Annotated in this window: 13 protein-coding genes; 6 read left to right on the top strand and 7 right to left on the bottom strand. The window is 56.8% G+C overall.

Annotated features, from left to right (window positions below; translation table 11 throughout):
• Positions 1–71 precede the first annotated feature (71 nt).
• Entirely contained in the window at positions 72–1,592 is a 1,521-nt protein-coding gene (pyk, locus tag SR894_RS12065) for a pyruvate kinase (protein ID WP_246638101.1), read from the bottom strand.
• Between the two features lie 211 nt (positions 1,593–1,803).
• Here pyk and gap point away from each other — a divergent pair, with 211 nt between their 5' ends.
• On the top strand, positions 1,804–2,808 hold the full coding sequence (gene gap, locus SR894_RS12060) for a type I glyceraldehyde-3-phosphate dehydrogenase (protein WP_133732641.1): 1,005 nt from the start codon (positions 1,804–1,806) through the stop codon (positions 2,806–2,808).
• Between the two features lie 4 nt (positions 2,809–2,812).
• Here the strand turns inward: gap and SR894_RS12055 are convergent, their stop codons facing one another.
• From SR894_RS12055 to SR894_RS12030, 6 genes are all read right to left on the bottom strand, one after another.
• Entirely contained in the window at positions 2,813–3,862 is a 1,050-nt protein-coding gene (locus SR894_RS12055; protein ID WP_244286576.1) for a LacI family DNA-binding transcriptional regulator, read from the bottom strand.
• 165 nt (positions 3,863–4,027) lie between these two features.
• Positions 4,028–5,134 (bottom strand): ABC transporter ATP-binding protein, encoded by a 1,107-nt coding sequence (locus SR894_RS12050; protein ID WP_133732640.1) that lies wholly within the window; start codon positions 5,132–5,134, stop codon positions 4,028–4,030.
• 71 nt (positions 5,135–5,205) lie between these two features.
• The gene (locus SR894_RS12045; protein WP_223288166.1) at positions 5,206–6,885 is read right to left on the bottom strand and encodes an alpha-glucosidase family protein; all 1,680 of its coding nucleotides are present in this window, start codon (positions 6,883–6,885) and stop codon (positions 5,206–5,208) included.
• Between the two features lie 31 nt (positions 6,886–6,916).
• Positions 6,917–7,759 (bottom strand): carbohydrate ABC transporter permease, encoded by an 843-nt coding sequence (locus SR894_RS12040; protein WP_133732639.1) that lies wholly within the window; start codon positions 7,757–7,759, stop codon positions 6,917–6,919.
• Positions 7,759–8,742, bottom strand: coding sequence for a carbohydrate ABC transporter permease (locus SR894_RS12035; protein ID WP_223288160.1), 984 nt, complete (start codon positions 8,740–8,742; stop codon positions 7,759–7,761). Before SR894_RS12035 ends, SR894_RS12040 begins: the two co-directional genes overlap by 1 nt.
• Positions 8,743–8,757: 15 nt before the next feature.
• Complete coding sequence (locus SR894_RS12030; protein ID WP_223288159.1) at positions 8,758–10,029, bottom strand: ABC transporter substrate-binding protein; 1,272 nt, start codon at positions 10,027–10,029, stop codon at positions 8,758–8,760.
• A 456-nt stretch (positions 10,030–10,485) separates the two neighbouring features.
• On the opposite strand from SR894_RS12030, the gene SR894_RS12025 reads away from it, so the two are divergent.
• The 5 genes from SR894_RS12025 (at position 10,486) to SR894_RS12005 (ending at position 18,457) form a co-directional block, all read left to right on the top strand.
• Entirely contained in the window at positions 10,486–11,994 is a 1,509-nt protein-coding gene (locus SR894_RS12025) for a carbohydrate porin (protein WP_133732636.1), read from the top strand.
• Positions 11,995–12,158: 164 nt separating this feature from the next.
• Positions 12,159–14,864 carry an HTH-type transcriptional regulator MalT gene (gene malT / locus SR894_RS12020; protein WP_223288158.1) on the top strand — a complete coding sequence of 902 codons (2,706 nt, stop codon included), beginning with the start codon at positions 12,159–12,161 and terminating at the stop codon, positions 14,862–14,864.
• A gap of 157 nt (positions 14,865–15,021) precedes the next feature.
• The gene (locus tag SR894_RS12015; RefSeq protein WP_223288157.1) at positions 15,022–16,716 is read left to right on the top strand and encodes an alpha-glucosidase; all 1,695 of its coding nucleotides are present in this window, start codon (positions 15,022–15,024) and stop codon (positions 16,714–16,716) included.
• Positions 16,704–17,819, top strand: coding sequence for a sn-glycerol-3-phosphate ABC transporter ATP-binding protein UgpC (ugpC, locus tag SR894_RS12010; RefSeq protein ID WP_133732633.1), 1,116 nt, complete (start codon positions 16,704–16,706; stop codon positions 17,817–17,819). The genes SR894_RS12015 and ugpC overlap by 13 nt, the downstream gene beginning before the upstream one ends.
• 113 nt (positions 17,820–17,932) lie before the next feature.
• On the top strand, positions 17,933–18,457 hold the full coding sequence (locus SR894_RS12005; protein WP_133732632.1) for a DUF3455 domain-containing protein: 525 nt from the start codon (positions 17,933–17,935) through the stop codon (positions 18,455–18,457).
• The last annotated feature ends 12 nt before the right edge of the window (positions 18,458–18,469 follow it).

Here is an 18,469-nt window from a genome sequence, read left to right as displayed (position 1 = left end):
TGGTTCTATTGCCTTACGGTCTTATGGCCGAATGGCTTTTTCTTATTAAGCTTGCTACCGAGGTTAGCCGATTAATCGCTCTCCAGGGCAAGAATTTTCATCGTATTGGTGCCCCCATGGGCATTCATATGGTCACCGCGAGTGAGAATGACATGCTCGCCAGGGTGGATAAATCCCTGCGCCTGCAAGCGCTTTAAGGCTTCTTGGTTAAGGTTGGCCGGATCCATATCGGTGGTATCGAAAGGTATAGAAACCACGCCACGATAGAGTGCCATGCGCCGCTGGGCGATAGGGCTGTGGGCCAATCCCACGATAGGCAAACCTGAACGAATCCGTGACGCAATTAGCGGTGTATAGCCGGTGGAGGTCATGCAGGCGATGGCGCTGACGCCGGATAAGTGATTCGCTGCATACATCGCCGACAGCGCGATGGTTTCATCGATGCGCTCAAAGCCTTCATGAATACGGTGGCCTGACTCTTGAGCGAGACGCTCACGCTCGGCACCCAAACAAACGCGGTTCATCGCTTCGATGGTTTCTACCGGGTAATCACCCGCGGCGGTTTCTGCGGAGAGCATCACCGCGTCGGTGGCGTCGAGCACCGCGTTGGCCACGTCGAAGACTTCGGCGCGGGTGGGCAGCGGCGACTCGATCATCGACTCCATCATTTGGGTGGCGGTAATCACCGCGCGGTTGAGTGAGCGTGCGTGCTTGATAATGCGCTTCTGAGTACCAATCAGCGCGGCGTCACCAATCTCAACGCCCAAGTCACCCCTGGCCACCATGACCGCCTCGGAGGCTTCAATGATGCCGTCCAGCGTGGCGTCGTCGGCAACCGCTTCCGCGCGTTCGAGCTTAGCCACCAGGCCGATCTCTTTACCTGCTTCGCCAAGCAGTTCGCGGGCTTCCTGCATATCCGCGGCGCTGCGCGGAAAAGAGACCGCTAAGTAGTCAACCCCAATCTCAATTGCAGTTTTTAGATCGTCCTTATCTTTCTCAGTAAGCGCGGGCGCTGAGAGTCCGCCTCCCTGTTTGTTAATGCCCTTGTTGTTGGAGAGCTTGCCACCCACGTGAACGCGGGTATGCACTTCTTGTCCAACTACTCGTGTGACATCGAGTACTAAACGGCCATCGTCGAGCAGTAGACGGTCGCCCTCAACGACGTCATCGGCCAGGGTTTGATAGTCGCAGCCGACGCGATCAGCAGTGCCGCTGTTGGCGTCCAATGCCATATCCAAGACAAACGGCTGGCCGACCTCGAGTTTGACGGCGCCCTCGATGAAGCGCGCAATACGAATTTTCGGCCCCTGCAGGTCGCCCAGGGCAGCAACGCTGCGGCCAAGGCGCTCGGCGATCTCGCGGACTTCGCTTAAACGACGGCGGTGATCATCCGCCGAGCCGTGGGAGAAGTTAAGCCGCACCACATCCACACCGGCTATTAGCATCGCTTCCAGCACGCCGGGGCGATCACTGGCGGGGCCAAGGGTGGCGACGATTTTGGTGCGTCTCAAAGGGGTATGAGGGCCTGAGGGCGTATAAGGAAGGGAGGAAGTAGACGTCTGGGCCGTTGTTTTCGAAGTCGCATTCGTCATGGGCGCTCTCCTTGAGTAGAGGTATTGTTGGCAATTTAGTATTGGACTACGATAGCGTTTATATAGTAATTTTACTACATATTGGATTTATACTAGCCTTTTGGGGCGATTAAAACGCTATTTATCGGCCTCATGACGCTTAAATACGTATTTTTAGTAATTTTTTTACTAAAGGTACCACTTGTAATTATTGGTCAATTGAGGAGCTATCATGACAATAAGAGTTGCGATTAACGGATTTGGCCGCATTGGCCGCAACGTACTGCGCGCCCTTTACGAAAACAGCTACCGTGACCGCGTACAGGTCGTCGCCATCAACGATCTAGGCGACCCCTCGCTAAATTCTCACCTGCTGCGTCACGATACCGTGCATGGCCACTTTCCCTTTAAGGTAGAACACGACGCCGAGAGCATCACGGTAGATGGCGATCGCATCGCCATCTCCTCTGAGCGCGATCCAGCGCAGCTGCCGTGGGCATCGATGAATATCGATCTGGTGATGGAGTGCACCGGTTTGTTTACCAAGCGCGAAGCGGCGGCCAAGCATATCGAAGCGGGTGCCAAGCGCGTGCTGATTTCCGCACCCAGCCCTGATGCCGATGCCACGATTGTGTATGGCGTAAATGATCAGGTGTTGACCGCTGAGCACACGGTTGTCTCTAACGCTTCCTGCACCACCAACTGCCTAGCGCCGGTTGCCAAAGCGTTGAACGATGCGGTGGGTATCGAAAATGGTTTGATGACCACGGTGCACGCTTACACTAACGATCAAAACCTCTCGGATGTTTACCACTCCGACCCCTACCGGGCGCGCAGTGCTACGCACTCCATGATCCCGACCAAAACCGGCGCTGCCGCAGCGGTGGGCTTGGTGCTACCAGAGCTGGCGGGTAAATTTGACGGCCTGGCCGTTCGCGTACCGGTGATCAACGTCTCGCTGGTGGATCTGACCTTTACTGCCAGTCGCGATACCAGCAAAGAAGAGATCAATGCCATCGTCGAGAAAGCTGCCGCTAGCTCACCGGTATTGGCCGTCAACGCTGAACCGCTGGTCTCTATTGATTTCAACCACGATGCCAATTCGTCGACTTTCGATGCTAATCATACTCGCGTGAATGGCCGTCTGGTTAAAATCATGGCGTGGTACGACAACGAGTGGGGCTTCTCCAACCGTATGCTGGATACCGCGCTGGCAATGCAGGCAACTGCCAAGTAATAAGCTAAGGGCAGGTATCGCCCAGCAGCAGTTCAGTTTGCAGCAGTTGCTGGGCGAGGGGGACGCGGCCAAGAATCATCTGCGCCGCGACCCGCCCTTTACCCACGCTATCCTGGCGCACCGTGGTTAAACGCGGTGCCCGGTACTGCCCCTCGGCAATGCCATCGAACCCGGTAATGCGTAATTCTTCAGGTACCCGAATACCGCGCTGCTCGGCCAGCGTTAGTGCCGTGAGCGCGATACGGTCAGACATGCACAGCAGCAGGTCTGGCCGTTTTTCTATGGGCTGGTCGAGAATCTCGGCAATCACCGGCGAGCACACCTCAAAAGTATTCTCCTCGATATTCCATAGCGGTACTTGCTCCACATCGACCCCTTGCTCACTCAGCGCGCTATGAAAGCCCTCAAGGCGGGCGCGGCTGATCGTGCTGGTGTTGGGCAGTAGGGTGTGCTCGGCCGTCACACGACCGTTGCAGACCTCTTTGGTTAAACGCAGATTGATTATCGCCGGGCGTTTGGGCAACTCGTTAAGCGCATGCTGGGCGATTTTATAGCTGGCGGCGGTGTCATCGATATGCACCGTTGGGCAGCCTTCAATATCAAAATCAACGGCCACCAGGGTGCGCTGGGTGGGCAGTTCATCGAGCAGTTTATTGTTGGGCATTAGTCCATAGACGATAAAGCCATCGGCGATATTGGCGGAGCCCGGCGGCTGTGATGCGTGGCCGCGGCCCGGCAATAACAGCAGAGTGTGGCCGTGGGCATCGAGAACCTCGGCGACCCCTGATAGAAACTCGCTGGCCACGGCGTCGTTCAAACTGTAGGTGAGGCTCTCAGCAAGAATCACCGCAATAATCCGCGAGCGGCCGGTGCGCAAGCTGCGCGCTTTGGCGTCAGGGCCGCTGTACCCCAGCCTTTTCGCCTCTTTGAGTATGCGTTCGCGCAGGGCTGGCGAAAGCTGATCCGGCCGGTTAAAGGCATTGGAAATCGTGGCAGTGGAGACGTTGAGTTCCTGCGCAAGATCCTTGAGTGTCATACGGCGCTGATCAGTCACGGTACTTCCTTTACAGGCTTTTTTGATAGTTGAAGACTTGGCTATTCAAAAGGTGTGCACAATAAAATCGACCCGCTGTGTGCAGCCAATTCCCATGATAAGCGAAGGGAAGGGTAGGTACACACAGAGGGTCGTTAATGCGGGTAACTTGGCTGTCTCTTGTGCTTAAGCCGCTGCTTGTTGAGTGGGTAGTGTCAGTGCTGCACCGCTCTCATCAAACAGGTGTACTTTTTCCCAATCCGCTGCTAATGACACCTTCTGGCCTGCTTGCCACTGGCTGGGGGCTTCGCTGCGATGGATCAGCAGCGTGTCGCCCTGTTTGGGCTCAAGGTAGACGTAAACCTCGTTGCCTAAATACTCGACATTGACGATATCGAAGCAGTTGTCATCGGTGGGCGCCGCTAAGCATAGGTGCTCTGGGCGAATACCGAGGGTCAATGCTTCGCCGCTTTGCCGCTGCTGGGCATTCTGGGGCAAGGAAAGCTCGCCAATTCCCGCGGCTCGCACACGACAGCCGTTGGCATCGCCAGCGAGTAACTCTGCAGGCATGAAGTTCATGGTGGGCGAGCCGATAAACCCGGCAACAAATTTCGTCGCCGGGCGCTGGTACAGCTCGTGGGGACTGCCTACCTGTTCGACATAGCCACCGTTGAGTACCACGATTTTGTCGGCCAGGGTCATGGCCTCCACCTGGTCGTGGGTCACGTAAATCATGGTGGAGCCCAGGCGGTTATGCAGCCGGGCGATCTCGTTACGCATTTGTACCCGCAGCGAGGCATCCAGGTTGGAGAGCGGCTCGTCAAAAAGCAGAATGCGCGGTTCACGCGCCATGGCGCGTCCCATGGCCACCCGCTGGCGCTGCCCGCCCGAGAGTGCCTTGGGTTTACGATGCAGCAGCTCTTCCAACTGCAGAATCTTGGCGGTGGTCATCACCCGCTCGTGCACCGTCTCTTTGGCGGTTTTAGCCAGCTTTAGGCCAAACGCCATGTTGTCGTAGACGGTCATATGCGGATAGAGCGCGTAGGACTGAAACACCATGCCGACCCCGCGCTCCCGGGGCGGCAAATCGTTGACCACCGTTTCGCCCATATACAGATCGCCATCGCTAATCGACTCCAAGCCGGCGATCAGGCGTAAAAGCGTTGACTTGCCGCAGCCGGAGGGGCCGACGAAGACCACGAACTCACCGTCGCCAATGTGCAGATCGACATCGTTGATAATGTGATCGCGGCCAAACACCTTATTGACCTTATTAAGCGTAACACTTGCCATGGGTGACTCCTTGCCGACCTTCGTGCGCTACTTTTGTTGGGTCGGCCTGTTGTTGTGTACGGTTGTGGCGATTAACTGTTATGAGCGACGCGCATAAAGGCTGCCTGGTACGCCGGTAGCGTTAGGCTGTCACCATCGCGCTGGGTGATAAAGCCGTGGCCCTGCAAATCGCATTCAATCGCTAGTGGAAGATTAACCGTCTGGGCCTCGGCGGTGAGGTTGAAAACGCATAGCAGTGTTTCATCCCCTTTTTGTCGGCTAAAACCGAGCAGCGTTTCGCCTACATCGACCAGCGTTAAGTCACCATCGAACAGCGCGGGGTGCTGGCGACGGAAGGCCAACATGTTGCGCAGCGCATTCAAGGTGGAGTTGGCATCATCCTGTTGGCGGCTTACCGCCATATCCCGATGACTGGCCTCCATAGGGAGCCAAGGCTCAACGTTGGAAAAACCGCCGTGTTCGCTGTCGTCCCAGGGCATTGGCGTGCGGCAACCGTCGCGGCCTTTGAATTCCGGCCAGAGCACTTTGCCGTAAGGATCCTGGATGCGTTCAAACGGCACGTCGGCTTCCGGCAGGCCCAGCTCTTCGCCTTGGTACAGGCAGACGCTACCGCGCAGGGAGCAGAGCATGGCCAGCGCCACTTTTGGGTAGGCGGTGGGGTCTTCGCCAGCGCCCCAGCGAGAGGCGCTGCGCACTACGTCATGATTAGAGGTTGCCCAGCAGGGCCAGGCGTCGCCAGCCAAGCGCTGAAAGCGCTCTAGCACTTCATGAATATAGCGCGCCGAGTGGGGCGCGTTGAGCAGGTCGAAGGTGTAAGCCATATGCAGCTTGTCGCCACCAGCGGTGTACTCGGCCATGCGCTCAAGCGGGTTATCGTCGCCAATTTCGCCCACTGTCGTGGTGCCGGGGTACTCGTCCATCAGCGCCCGCAGGTCTTTCAAGAAGTCGAGATTTTCGGGACGGCTCAGGTCGTAGACGTGGCGCTGCCATGTGTAGGGATTGCTATCCGGAGCGCCCAGGGTTTTAGCTTCGCCCTTGGGAACCGGCGGATTGTCGCGCAGCTCGGCATCGTGGAAGTAGAAGTTGACGGTATCCAAGCGGAAACCGTCCACGCCCAGCTCCAGCCAGAAGCGCATATTATCCAACTGCGCTTGACGGGCTTCCGGGTTATGGAAGTTAACGTCCGGCTGGCTGGTCAGAAAGTTATGCATATAGTACTGCTGGCGACGGGAATCAAACGTCCACGCCGGGCCGCCGAAAATAGATAGCCAGTTGTTGGGTGGCGTGCCGTCCGGCTTGGGATCGGCCCATACAAACCAGTCGGCTTTGGGATTGCTGCGGTTTTGGCGGCTCTCCTGAAACCAGGCGTGTTGATCCGAGGTGTGGCTAATCACCTGGTCGATTATCACCTTCAGACCAAGCGAGTGAGCTTTTGCCAGCAGCGCTTTAAAGTCTTCCAGGGTGCCGAACATGGGGTCGACGTCGCAGTAATCGCTGATGTCGTAGCCAAAATCGAGCATTGGCGAGGTGAAAAACGGCGATAGCCAGATACCGTCCACGTTCAGAGACGCCACGTAATCGAGTTTTTCGGTAATACCGTTAAGATCGCCAATACCGTCACCGCGGCTATCCATAAAGCTGCGCGGGTAGATCTGGTAGATAACGCCGCCGCGCCACCAGAGTGTGTTGTTCTGCTCTGTTGTATTGTCCTGGCCAGTTGTGGCGTCTTGCCCAGTTGTGGCGTCTTGCATCGTAGAGTCCATCGTTGACATAAAAAATTCCTTAGCCTTTAACGGCGCCTGCGGTAAGGCCTGACACAATGCGGCGCTGGAAGATAATCACTAATACGACCAGTGGCACCGTGACCACCACAGAAGCAGCCATAATCGGCCCCCAGGGCAGTTCGTAGGCACTGCCGCCTGACAGCAGCGCAATAGCAACGGGTACCGTGCGCTGGGCGTCGGTCAGGGTGAAGGTGAGGGCAAACAGAAACTCGTTCCAAGCGGCGATAAATGCCAGCAGGCCGGTGGTCGCCATGGCGGGCCACATCAGCGGAAGAAACACTTTCGTGATGGTTATCCAGGGCGTGGCGCCGTCCATGATGGCGGCCTCTTCCAGCTCCATGGGCAACTGCTTCATAAAGGTGGTCAATACCCATACGGTGAAGGGCAGGGTGAAGATGGTGTAGCTTAAAATCAGCCCGGCGGGGTTGTTGTAGAGATTGAGCGCACGAATCACCTCAAAAAGCCCGGAAAGCACCGCTACCTGGGGAAACATCGACACCCCAAGAATGACCAGCAGCACCGTGGAGCGGCCCCGAAAGCGCACGCGGCCCAGGGCGTAAGAGGCGGTAATGCCGAGTAGCAGGGCAATAAACACCACGCTAAACGCCACCACGATGGAGTTGAAAATAGCGCGCAGAAAGCTGGTCTGGCTAAAAATGCTGATGTAGTTATCGAAGTTCCAGTTCGAAGGCCAAAGCTCAACGCGGAACAAGTCGCTCGACGGTTTTAACGAGGTGATGACCGCGTAATAAAACGGGAAAACGGCGTACACCATAATCAGCACAATCAGCGCCCAAAACCCGATGCGCTTGGCTATTTTGGCCAACTGACGAGTATTCATTAGTCGCCTCCCAATTGGATTTGTTTACGCCCAACGTAGAGGTAAGCCACGGTGGCCAGGGCAATGATCAAGAACAGCAGAGTAGAAGCTGCGCTGCCGTAACCGACATCCTGAAACTCGACCAGCTGTTGGCGGGCATAGACCGACATCGACATGGTGCTGGTGGAGTTGGAGGTGAGTACGTAAATCACATCGAAGACGCGCAGCGCATCCAACAGGCGGAAGATCACTGCGACCATTAGCGCCGGGGTAATCAGCGGTAGGGTAACTTTGAAGAACACCCGCAGCGGGTGAATGCCGTCTACCTCGGCGGCCTCGTAGCAATCCTTGGGCAGCATCTGCAGAGCAGCAAGCACCAGCAACGCCACGAAGGGGATGGTTTTCCACACATCGACCATAATCACCGCCCACATGGAGTAGGCGGCGTTCGCCGTCCAGGCGATAGGGGCATCGATAATGCCCACGCTCATCAGCAGGTGATTGATGATGCCGAATTGGTCGTTGAGCATCCATGCCCACATTTGCGCGGAAACAATAGTTGGGATTGCCCAGGGTATCAGCACCGCAGCGCGCACAATCACGCGGCCCTTAAACTCGGCGTTCAAAATCAGCGCCACAATGACCCCGAAAACCACTTCCAGCGATACCGACACCACCGAAAAGTAGACGGTGTTCCATACCGACTGCCACCACACCGAGTCGGCCAATACCCCATACCAGCGGCCATCTTCATAGACGAGGTAGTTCTCGAAGCCAATCAGGTTGGCAGCGCCTAAATCTGACAGTGATGCATCGGTGAAGCTGAGAAAGAAGGTGCGCACCAGTGGCCAGCCAGCGACCAGGGTTAACGCAATCAGCATGGGGGCTAAAAAGAGCCAGGCGGCTTTAACCCGCTGACGGCGAACCTTAGTGCCCCGGCGCGGCTTGGTAGTGAAAGAACGCGCCCCGGCGGGCGCGTCATCATGCTTGATGGAGGTCGACATGGAAGGGCTCCAGGGTTACCAGTTGCGACGCTTCAGGCGAGCCAATTCGTCTTCAAGATCCGCGACCGCTTGAGTGCCATCTTTAGTGCCGGAAAGCACGTCATGGGAAGTGCTGAAGAAAGCGTTGCTCACCCGGCCATAGGCATCGCCGGTGGGGGCAGAGGGGCGAGCGACCGCATTGACGAAGGTGTCGTAAAGCGTGCCAAAGAAAGGCACCGCTTCGAGTACTTCGTCGTCCTGGTAGAGAGCGTCGATCGTGGGGTTGTAAGAGGCCTGTATGGCGCGACGCTTCTGCTCCTCTTCACCGGTCAGGAAAGCGACCAGATCGGCGGCCAGCTCGGGGTGTTCGCTGTAGCGCGATACGGCCAAGTTCCAGCCGCCCAGGCCAGCGGCACTTTGGCCGTTTTCGCCACCCGCGGGTAGTTGGGTAACGCCCACTTTACCGCGAACATCGCTGTCTTCGCTTTGGGCCAGCGACCAGGCATAGGGCCAGTTGCGCATAAACACCGCGCCGCCACTCTGGAAGACCCCGCGCGCTTCCTCTTCGGTGTAATTGAGTACGCCGTTGGGCGAGATATCGCCAATCCAGGAGGCGGCAAGATCAAGTGCCTCGGCAGCATGCTCGTTGTTAATACTAATTTCACCGTCGGCTTCCACGACGTTGCCGCCGCCAAAGCTGGCTACCCACTCAAGGGCGTTAACGGTCAAACCTTCATAGGCGCGACCCTGGAAGACATAGCCCTGCATACCGTCTTTGCCATCAGCACGTTCTGCGTCTTTAATCTCACGGGCAATCTCGGTGAGTTCTTGCCAGGTTTTTGGCACTTCATGGCCATATTTTTCCAACAAGTCTTCGCGGTAGTAGAGTACGCCCGCATCGGTGAACCACGGCATGGCGACTAAACGATCATCGATGGTGTTGTTGGTGACGATGGTCTCAAAGTGCCCAGCGGCGGCGTCATCGCCAAGCACCTCACGTAGATCCAGCAGGTGGTTGGCGAGCAGGCCGGGCCACACTACGTCGATCTGCATCACATCGATATCGCTGGAGTTGGCCGACAGGATCTGCTGATAAAGCGAAAGGCGCTCGGTGGAGGAGTTGGGTGTAGAAACGACGTCGACGCTATGGCCGGTTTTCTCTTCCCAGGCGCGTACGCCTTCCTGGCACAGCGTCAGTTCTGCGCCTACTGCGCCACAGGAAATGGTAAGTTCTTCAGCCTGAGCCTGACTGGTTGCGCTCAGCGTGCTGGCTACTGCAATGGCGGTAGTGATTAATGTCTTTTTCATAACGGCGTACCTCGACGTTTATTGTTGTGGATGGTGTGGCTTCTAAATTAGCGTTAATTCACAAACTCAACGTTTGTTCAATGGCTCTCTTAATCTTTATCTTAATCGATTAAGATTGTGCTGCTCAGTTAGCCGCTTTGATCGAGGAAGTTCAATAGCGACTTTTGTCTAACGACATTATTCAGTTTTCACTAAATAAAATCGTTCCTTAGACATTAGTCGCTAATTAGCAAATAGCCGTTGGTAAAAAGTGACTTAATCGATTAAGTTTTGGCTACCTTTCCTTAAGCACCGTGGCGTTTCGTAGCACAGCCACTCCTCCCGCTGGGTGAACCGTGCAAGGGAAGTGTTATCGATATGATCTTAATCGATTTAGACAAGAGCACTTACAAGCAAACGCTTAAAACAAGCGCTAATAAACAACCGCTTGCCAATAACAATAGGGTACTCAAAACAATGCACAAAATGACATTTAAAACGCCGTTAGCCATTGCGATTGCCACCGCCAGCTTGGGAATGAGCGGTGTTGCTTCCGCACAAATGACCATGGAACAACGCTTTGCCGAGCTAGAAGCCCGCATTGAAGCCGCGGAACAGCGTGCCGATGCCGCCGAGCGCCGTGCCGAGATCGCCGAGCAATCGCAGTCGACTGCCGTGGCAACAGAAAGCGATGCGGAGATCGAAGAGCGTCTGGCCCGGGTGGAGCGTTATGCCGATGGCGAAGAGGGTTTCTCGTTTAACGTTTATGCGCGTTCAGGCTTGCTGATTGGTGAAGATGGTAAAAGCGAAAATGCTGGCCCTTACCTGACACCCGCGGGTGGAGAGGGCGGCGCCGTTGGCCGTTTAGGCAATGAGCCGGACACCTACGCCGAAGCGATTTTCAACTACCGCATGCAGTTCGATAACGGCGCTAAAGCGCTTTACCGTACCATGATTGCTGACGGCACGACCTCCAGCAATGACTGGACCGGCGGCGATTCGGATATCAACGTGCGTCAGGTGTTTGCCGAATTCAGCGATCTTCCCAGTTTTACCGGTGCGTTTGAAAATGCCTCGATCTGGGCTGGTAAACGCTTTGACCGCGATAACTTCGACATTCATTGGCTCGACAGTGACGTGGTTTTCCTGGCCGGTACCGGTGGCGGTATCTATGACATGCAGTTGGCAGAGAACTGGAAGTCTAACCTTTCGATTTATGGCCGGAGCTTTGCCGACTACCCAATCGTTGACCGTGAGAACCCCGGTCTTGAAGGTGATACCGACAACCTGATCCTGACCTCCAACAACTACTTCGGCAACTGGCAGTGGATGGTCAACGGTATGTCCGCTGCAGACAACGACGAGCGCGACATTGATGTCGGCCAAACCGCTGCTGATACCGGTTTCCACACCATGATTGCTTATCATGGCGACAGCTTCTTCGGCATGGGCGAGGGTAATTTCAAGGCGGCTGTGCTGCACGGTCAGGGGCTAGGTGCCGAGACCAAAAGTATTGGTTCGCGGGGTGATCTTACCGATGACGCTACCTCTACGCGCTTAGCGGTCTATGGCACTACTTATATTGCCCCGCAGTGGCGCGTTGCCCCCTCTATTCTGGCTGAAACCAGCGAAGACCGTTATGCCCAGGGCGATAAGTACAACTGGGCAGGGCTCAACGTGCGCCTAGCCAACGAGTTAACGCAGAACTTCGAAATGCAGTACGAAGCTGGCTATCAATGGATGGATCTAGACCCACAGGGTTACAGCGGTCGTAACGCTGTGGATGGTGGCTTCAGTAAATTCACGATTGCGCCCACCTTCAAGCCTGACGTCGGCGGCTTCTGGCAGCGTCCTGAGATTCGTCTGTTCACCACTTTCAGCGATTGGGATGACGACCTTAACAACTACGGTGCCAGTTCACTGGGCGACGAAGGCTTTACCGGCGGTCAGTGGTCCTTCGGCGTTCAGACCGAGGTATGGTTCTAAATCGATGTAAGTTGGTTAGCGTTTAACTGTTTCTTCTCCAATGCACTTTGCCCGCGACATGTCGCGGGCTTTTTTATAGCTTTAAAAGTATTGGTAAAAAGTAATCGGTAAAGTGCTTGGGAATAGTATTTATGGACGGTGGGTAGGGTTGCTCAGGAGCGTTTATGTCACTACTGCAAGAGAAACTAAAAGCGCCGCCACTACCGCTTGGCGTAGTGGCACGGCCGCGCCTTAACGACCATTTCGGGTTAAATGATCGTGTCCGTTTGCTGATGGTGCAGGCGCCTCCTGGCTATGGCAAAACCACGCTGCTGGCTGAGCGGCTGCCCGCGCTGGAGCAAGAGGCCACTTGGTTGGGCTTGGATCAGCGCGACAACCAACCCGCACGGTTTTTAGCCTACTGGCAGGCAGCGCTCAATGCACTGTTAAGCGAGAAAATACGGCTTTCACCCGTGGCAGACGATGGTGACTGCGTGGAGCAGTTAGAGCGCTGGCTTGGCGAGTTGCCTGAGCAGCGTTCGCCGTGTCGTTTGGTAGTGGACAATTTTGAACACCTTAGCCACCCGGATATTTTAGCTGGGATCGCCCACTGGCTGCGCCATCAGCCGCCCTGGCTGACGTTAACGCTGGTCAGCCGCTCAAGGCCAGCATTGGGTTTGGCAAGCCTGAGGCTAAGAGGTGAATTGGAAGAGATCGACCTTCACGCGCTGGCCTTTGACAGCGAAGAGGCGCAAACCCTGTGTGCCGAACAGCTGAGCTTTCCCCCCACACGAGTAAGCCTGGAGCGTGCACTGCGCAGAAGCGGTGGCTGGGTAATGGCATTGAGCTGGCTGGTAGAGCGCACCACCACGAGGGCAGGGTTTGACGCCCTGGTTGATCGATTAAGTGGTGCCCATCCCGACTTTGTCGCTTGGTTTGACGAACTGCTCTCTGCTGCACTGCCATTGGAAGAGCGCGAACTAATGCTACAACTGGGGGTGCTGGAGCGTTTTTCCCCCGAGCTTATGGCCCGCCTGCTGGAAGGGGAGCGCCTGACCCAGCGGTTGGAGGCTTTTGAACAAGCTGGGCTATTTATTGAACGCCCAGACCCGCATGCTCAGTGGTACCGCTTTCAACGGCTGTTTGGTGAGTACCTGCGCCACCGCCGCCATGAGCTTAGTTTGGCCACCCAGCGAGTGCTGCACCAGCGCGCAAGCCAGGCGTGGTTAGCCTTGAACGATCCGGTGATGGCTCTGCGCCAGGCGATACTCGCTGAAGCCCCCGATGATGTGGCAAGCCTACTGACCACCCAAGGGCCTGCCTTGCTGGCAAGCGGTGCCTATGCACTGTTGGCCAAGGGCTTCGCCCTGCTCGGCGAGCCACGGCTCTCTACCCGTCCGGAACATACGCTGCTCTATGGCTGGGTCTCCCATGCTCAGTTTCAGTTTGATATTACCGCACGCGTGATTGGCTGGATTGAAGCGCAGTTGCAAGCGCCAGAGTGGCAACTGCTCAGCGCTGAATTCGCGACCCTGCGCGCCCAGTTGGCGATTAATCAAGGCAACGCCGAGCGCGCCGCACCGCTGGCCGAGCAAGCGCTAGCCGTGCCCGCCCGCTATTTAGCTTCCACGCCGCTGACCGCCACCGCTATCTTGAGCGAGGCGCGCTTTGTGCTGGGCTATTTGGAAGAGTCGCTGCAGCGGGTGCGCGAGGTAGAGCGTCAAGCCCGCCAGCGTGACGATCACCAACTGCTGCTCTGGTCGTTTTGCCATCAGTCGGAGACGCTGGTGGCTCAGGGGCGCCTACAGGCCGCCTACGATATTCAGGAGCGCGCCTTTGCGCATTTGGAGCGGGCCGAGCTTGAGCATCTGCCCGTGGCGGAGTTTCTCTACCGCATTCGCAGCCAGGTGCTATGGGAGTGGCACCGGCTGGACGAAGCCGAGCAGGCCGCGCTGAAAGGCATCGCCGTGCTGGATAATCAGGGAGAGCGCTGGACACTTCAGTGCCACATTCAGCTCGCCAAAGTCGCCCAAAGCCGCGGCGACCAGGCCCAGTGCGCTGACCATATTCGGCGGCTGCGTAAAATCCTTGCCGAAGGCGATTACCATATCGACTGGGTCGCAAATGCCCACGCCACCCTGCTGGCCTGGTGGCACTCCACCCAGGATTTAGATGCGGTAGAGCGCTGGCGCCAGGAAGCGCCGGCGCCCACTACTGAAGGAGCTACCAACCACTTTTCCCAGTGCAATGTGCGCAACCACGCCCGGGCGCTCACGCTGCTGGGGCGTTTTGATGAAGCCTGCACGCTATTAGAGGCCCTTGAAGTACACACACAGCGCTTGGGGCTGGTTACGGATGCCAACCGTAACCAGCTCTGCCTAGCCGCAGCGGCGTGGAGTGCAGGAAGAGAGGAGCAAGCCTGCCAGCATATGCATCAAGCGCTGAGCTTGGCTTCCCGCACCGCGCTGGTGGGCAGCTTTCTGCGTTTGGGCAAACCGCTAGGGGAGTTGCTCAATAGGTTGCTCGACAGCGGCACCTTGGATGTCTTAGAGCAGGCGAGGGCAGAGCGTTTGCTGGCGCTGGCAGGCCGCCAGAAGGATTTTGGCAGCGCCCGACGCTTAATGCTGGATGAAACGGTGATCGCCGATATTGTCGCCCGGCCAGATGTCCCCGAGCTGATCCGCACCTCGCCGCTTACCCGCCGGGAGTGGCAAATCCTGGGACTAATTCACGCTGGGCTTTCCAATGAGCAGATCGCCGAGCAGCTGTCGGTGGCGCCTACCACCATCAAAACCCATATCCGCAGCCTCTATCAAAAGCAGAATATTCGACGCCGCGACGAAGCGATTGCCCTGGCGGGGCAGTTGCTGGCGCATATTCAGGGGGAATAAGTCGACAGACGGGCTACTCCTAACGCCTACGCCCAGAGCCACCCTGGGGGGAGGATTTTATCTTGTGAGCAACCCTGCATCATGCCAAGTAATCAGCAAAAACTATGTCAAGAACTGTGACAAGAACTGTGACAAGAACTATGGCAAGGACAAAACAATGATGCAGAAAATCTCTACTTCCCACTACGTTGGTAGCCAAGGGGCCGACTGGTGGCGCGGCGCCGTGATTTATCAAATCTACCCGCGCAGCTTTATGGACAGCAACAGCGACGGCATTGGCGACTTACAAGGCGTGATCGACAAGCTCGATTACATCGCCTCGCTTAACGTCGATGCGATTTGGCTGTCGCCGTTCTTCACCTCGCCGATGAAAGACTTCGGCTACGACATCAGCAACTATCGCGATGTTGATCCGATGTTTGGCACACTGGAGGATTTCGACCGTTTAGTCGAGGGTGCCCATGCCAGAGGGCTAAAAGTCACCATCGATCAAGTCATGTCGCACACTGCCGATCAGCATGCCTGGTTCGAAGAGAGTCGCCAAAGTCGCGATAATCCCAAAGCCGACTGGTACGTATGGGCCGACCCTAAGCCCGATGGCGCGCCGCCCACTAACTGGCAATCTGTATTTGGCGGCAGCGCCTGGCAGTGGGACACCCGCCGCTGCCAGTACTATCTGCATAACTTCCTGGCTAGCCAGCCGGATCTAAACTTCCGCACGCCTGCGGTGGTCGATGCCATGCTGGAGGAAGTGCGCTTCTGGCTAGAACGGGGCGTGGATGGCTTCCGGCTGGATGCGGTGAACTTCTGCACCCACGGCGAGCTAAAAGATAACCCGCCGCGCCAGGAGATGACCGAAAGTTTTCTAGGCGTTCGCCCCGACAACCCTTACGGCTACCAGCTCCACCAATACGATAAAACCCAGCCGGAGAACCTGGTGTTTCTGGAGCGGCTGCGCGCGCTGTTGGATGAGTACCCCGGTACCACCAGCGTGGGCGAGGTGGGCGACGACGATGCCTTGGGCGTGATGGCGGAATACTCCCAGGGCGGTAAGCGGCTGCACATGTGCTACTCGTTCAACCTGCTTACCGATAAAGCCGACCCCGGCTACTTGCACGAAACGCTAACCGAGATGGAAGCGCGTATTGGCGATGGCTGGCCCTGCTGGGCGCTGGGCAACCACGACGTGACGCGGCTGGCAACTCGCTGGCAGGCGGAAGGGCAGCTCGATAAGCTGCGCCTTTATATGGTGTTTCTACTCACCCAGCGCGGTAGCGTATGCCTTTATCAAGGTGAAGAGTTGGGACTGCCCGAAGCTCAACTGACGTTTGAACAGTTGGTTGACCCAGCGGGTATTACCTTCTGGCCCGCCTATAAAGGCCGAGACGGCTGCCGAACGCCGCACCCCTGGCAGGCGGACGCTGGTCACGCGGGCTTTAGTCGTGGCACACCCTGGCTACCGGTGCCTGACACTCATGCTAGCCTCGCCGTTGACCAGCAAGATAACGATACCGATTCATTGCTCAATGCCTATCGCGATTTTTTAGCCTTCCGCCGGACTCAGCCTGCGTTGGTGAAGGGCGATGTGCGCTATCACCCTGTGCGCGACGATGTGCTTTGTCTTGAGCGCACCTACCAGCAAACACGGTTACTAATTGCTCTTAATTTTAGCGGTCAAACGGTCACCCGTTCGGCACCTGAAGGCGCTGAAGCCATTGCTGGTGCTCCAGCGTGGCTAACCGGTGAGTGGCAGGGCAGCCAATTGTCGCTTCCGCAACTCTCCCTTCCGCCTTATGGCGTGGCCATTGCCCGCTGCTATCAGCTTGAGGAGAACGCACCATGGGACGTCTAACGCTAAGTGGTATCGGTAAATCTTTTGATGGCGTGGAAATCTCGCGGGATATCGATCTCACCATCGAAGACGGCGAGTTCGTGGTGTTTGTTGGCCCCTCCGGCTGCGGAAAGTCCACGCTGCTGCGCATGATTGCCGGGCTTGAAGACATCAGCGAAGGGGATATGCAGCTGGATGGCCAGCGGATCAACGAGATTCCGCCCCAGGAACGGGACATCGGCATGGTGTTCCAATCCTACGCCCTCTACCCACACATGAGCGTGGCCGAGAACATGGCCTTCGGCCTGAAGCTGGCCCGCACTGACAAAGCGGAAATTCGCCGCCGCGTTCAACACGCCGCTGAGATGCTGCACCTCACCGAGCTATTGGAGCGTAAGCCTAAAGACCTCTCCGGCGGTCAGCGCCAGAGGGTAGCCATTGGCCGCACGCTGGTCAAAGAGCCTGCCGTGTTTCTGTTCGACGAGCCGCTCTCTAACCTGGACGCCGCGCTGCGGGTGGATATGCGGGTGCAGATCGCCGCGCTGCATAAGCGCTTGAACGCCACCATGATCTACGTGACCCACGACCAAGTGGAGGCGATGACGCTGGCTGACCGCATTGTGCTGCTTTCCCGGGGAAGAATCGCCCAGGTAGGTGCGCCGCTCTCGCTTTATCACTTTCCCAAAACCTTAGAGGTAGCGGAGTTTATCGGCTCGCCGCGCATCAATACCTTCCCGGTTACGGTAGTCGACCCGGGTGAGCGCCAAACGGTAGTGCGTTTGCCTAACGGGGAGACACTGACGGTGGCGGTCAATGGCAAACACCTCCATTCAGGTGATGGCGCCACTTTGGGATTGCGGGCGGAAGACTTTGTATCGCCTGAACAGGCTGAGGCTCGGCTGACAGCGAGATTAATGGTGGCGGAAAAGCTGGGTTACGAAACCCTGGCGCATCTGCAGGTAGACGGCATCGACGCTACCTTAACCCAGCGTTTGGATGGCTTAACGCAACTAACCGAAGGCCAAACGATCGACTTGGGTTTAGCGGGCCAGCATTGCCATCTTTTTGACCTTAAGGGGAGTGCCTGCCCGCGGCAGGTGGTGGTAGATGGGGTAAGCCAATAATCGGCCATCTTATTTTTTTTCAATAAAAGTGCATCCAATACGTCTCCTCGCGGGTAATCCCTATACAGGCGCTATTTAAGGCGGCTGATAAAAAACCTTTTAGGAGACTGAAAATGACCATCCAACCTCTTACGCGTGCAGCACTCGCCGCTACCTTGATTGTATCCTTCAGTCACGTCGCGCTGGCAGACATGACGCCCGCGGAAGTCCAGGTGCCGGACGGTAATACCGTCGCCCTCGAAACCGTTGGCGTTGGCGCTATTACCTACATGTGCGAAACCCAGGACGACGGCAACATGGGCTGGGTATTCAAAGGCCCCCACGCTGCGCTTAATGACAGCGAAGGCACACAAGTAGGAAGCTACTATGGCCCGCCAGCCACCTGGGAAGCGTTGGATGGCTCAAAAATTACCGGCACTCAGCTAGCCACGGCCGCTAATGGTGATGGCAACATTCCACTTCAACTGGTGGAAGCCAACCCGGCTGAAGGCGAAGGCGCCATGAGCGGTGTTAGCTACATTCAGCGCCTGAACACCCAGGGTGGCGTTGCCCCGGACGTGGCCTGCGATATGGATCACGACGGAGCCACCGCGGTAGTGACCTACCAGGCGGACTATATCTTCTGGGCTGCTGAATAAGTCGACTGGAAT

It is taken from the genome of Vreelandella neptunia, assembly GCF_034479615.1.
In the GTDB taxonomy this organism is placed as follows: domain Bacteria; phylum Pseudomonadota; class Gammaproteobacteria; order Pseudomonadales; family Halomonadaceae; genus Vreelandella; species Vreelandella neptunia.
This window is presented reverse-complemented; position numbering and strand designations above follow the sequence as displayed.

Coding starts and splice junctions, on each gene's coding strand:
- malT (WP_223288158.1), top strand. CDS start 12,159: ATGTCACTACTGCAAGAGAAACTAAAAGCGCCGCCACTACCGCTTGGC.
- SR894_RS12035 (WP_223288160.1), bottom strand. CDS start 8,742: ATGTCGACCTCCATCAAGCATGATGACGCGCCCGCCGGGGCGCGTTCT.
- SR894_RS12005 (WP_133732632.1), top strand. CDS start 17,933: ATGACCATCCAACCTCTTACGCGTGCAGCACTCGCCGCTACCTTGATT.
- SR894_RS12040 (WP_133732639.1), bottom strand. CDS start 7,759: ATGAATACTCGTCAGTTGGCCAAAATAGCCAAGCGCATCGGGTTTTGG.
- gap (WP_133732641.1), top strand. CDS start 1,804: ATGACAATAAGAGTTGCGATTAACGGATTTGGCCGCATTGGCCGCAAC.
- pyk (WP_246638101.1), bottom strand. CDS start 1,592: ATGACGAATGCGACTTCGAAAACAACGGCCCAGACGTCTACTTCCTCC.
- SR894_RS12050 (WP_133732640.1), bottom strand. CDS start 5,134: ATGGCAAGTGTTACGCTTAATAAGGTCAATAAGGTGTTTGGCCGCGAT.
- SR894_RS12030 (WP_223288159.1), bottom strand. CDS start 10,029: ATGAAAAAGACATTAATCACTACCGCCATTGCAGTAGCCAGCACGCTG.
- SR894_RS12025 (WP_133732636.1), top strand. CDS start 10,486: ATGCACAAAATGACATTTAAAACGCCGTTAGCCATTGCGATTGCCACC.
- ugpC (WP_133732633.1), top strand. CDS start 16,704: ATGGGACGTCTAACGCTAAGTGGTATCGGTAAATCTTTTGATGGCGTG.
- SR894_RS12015 (WP_223288157.1), top strand. CDS start 15,022: ATGATGCAGAAAATCTCTACTTCCCACTACGTTGGTAGCCAAGGGGCC.
- SR894_RS12045 (WP_223288166.1), bottom strand. CDS start 6,885: ATGCAAGACGCCACAACTGGGCAAGACGCCACAACTGGCCAGGACAAT.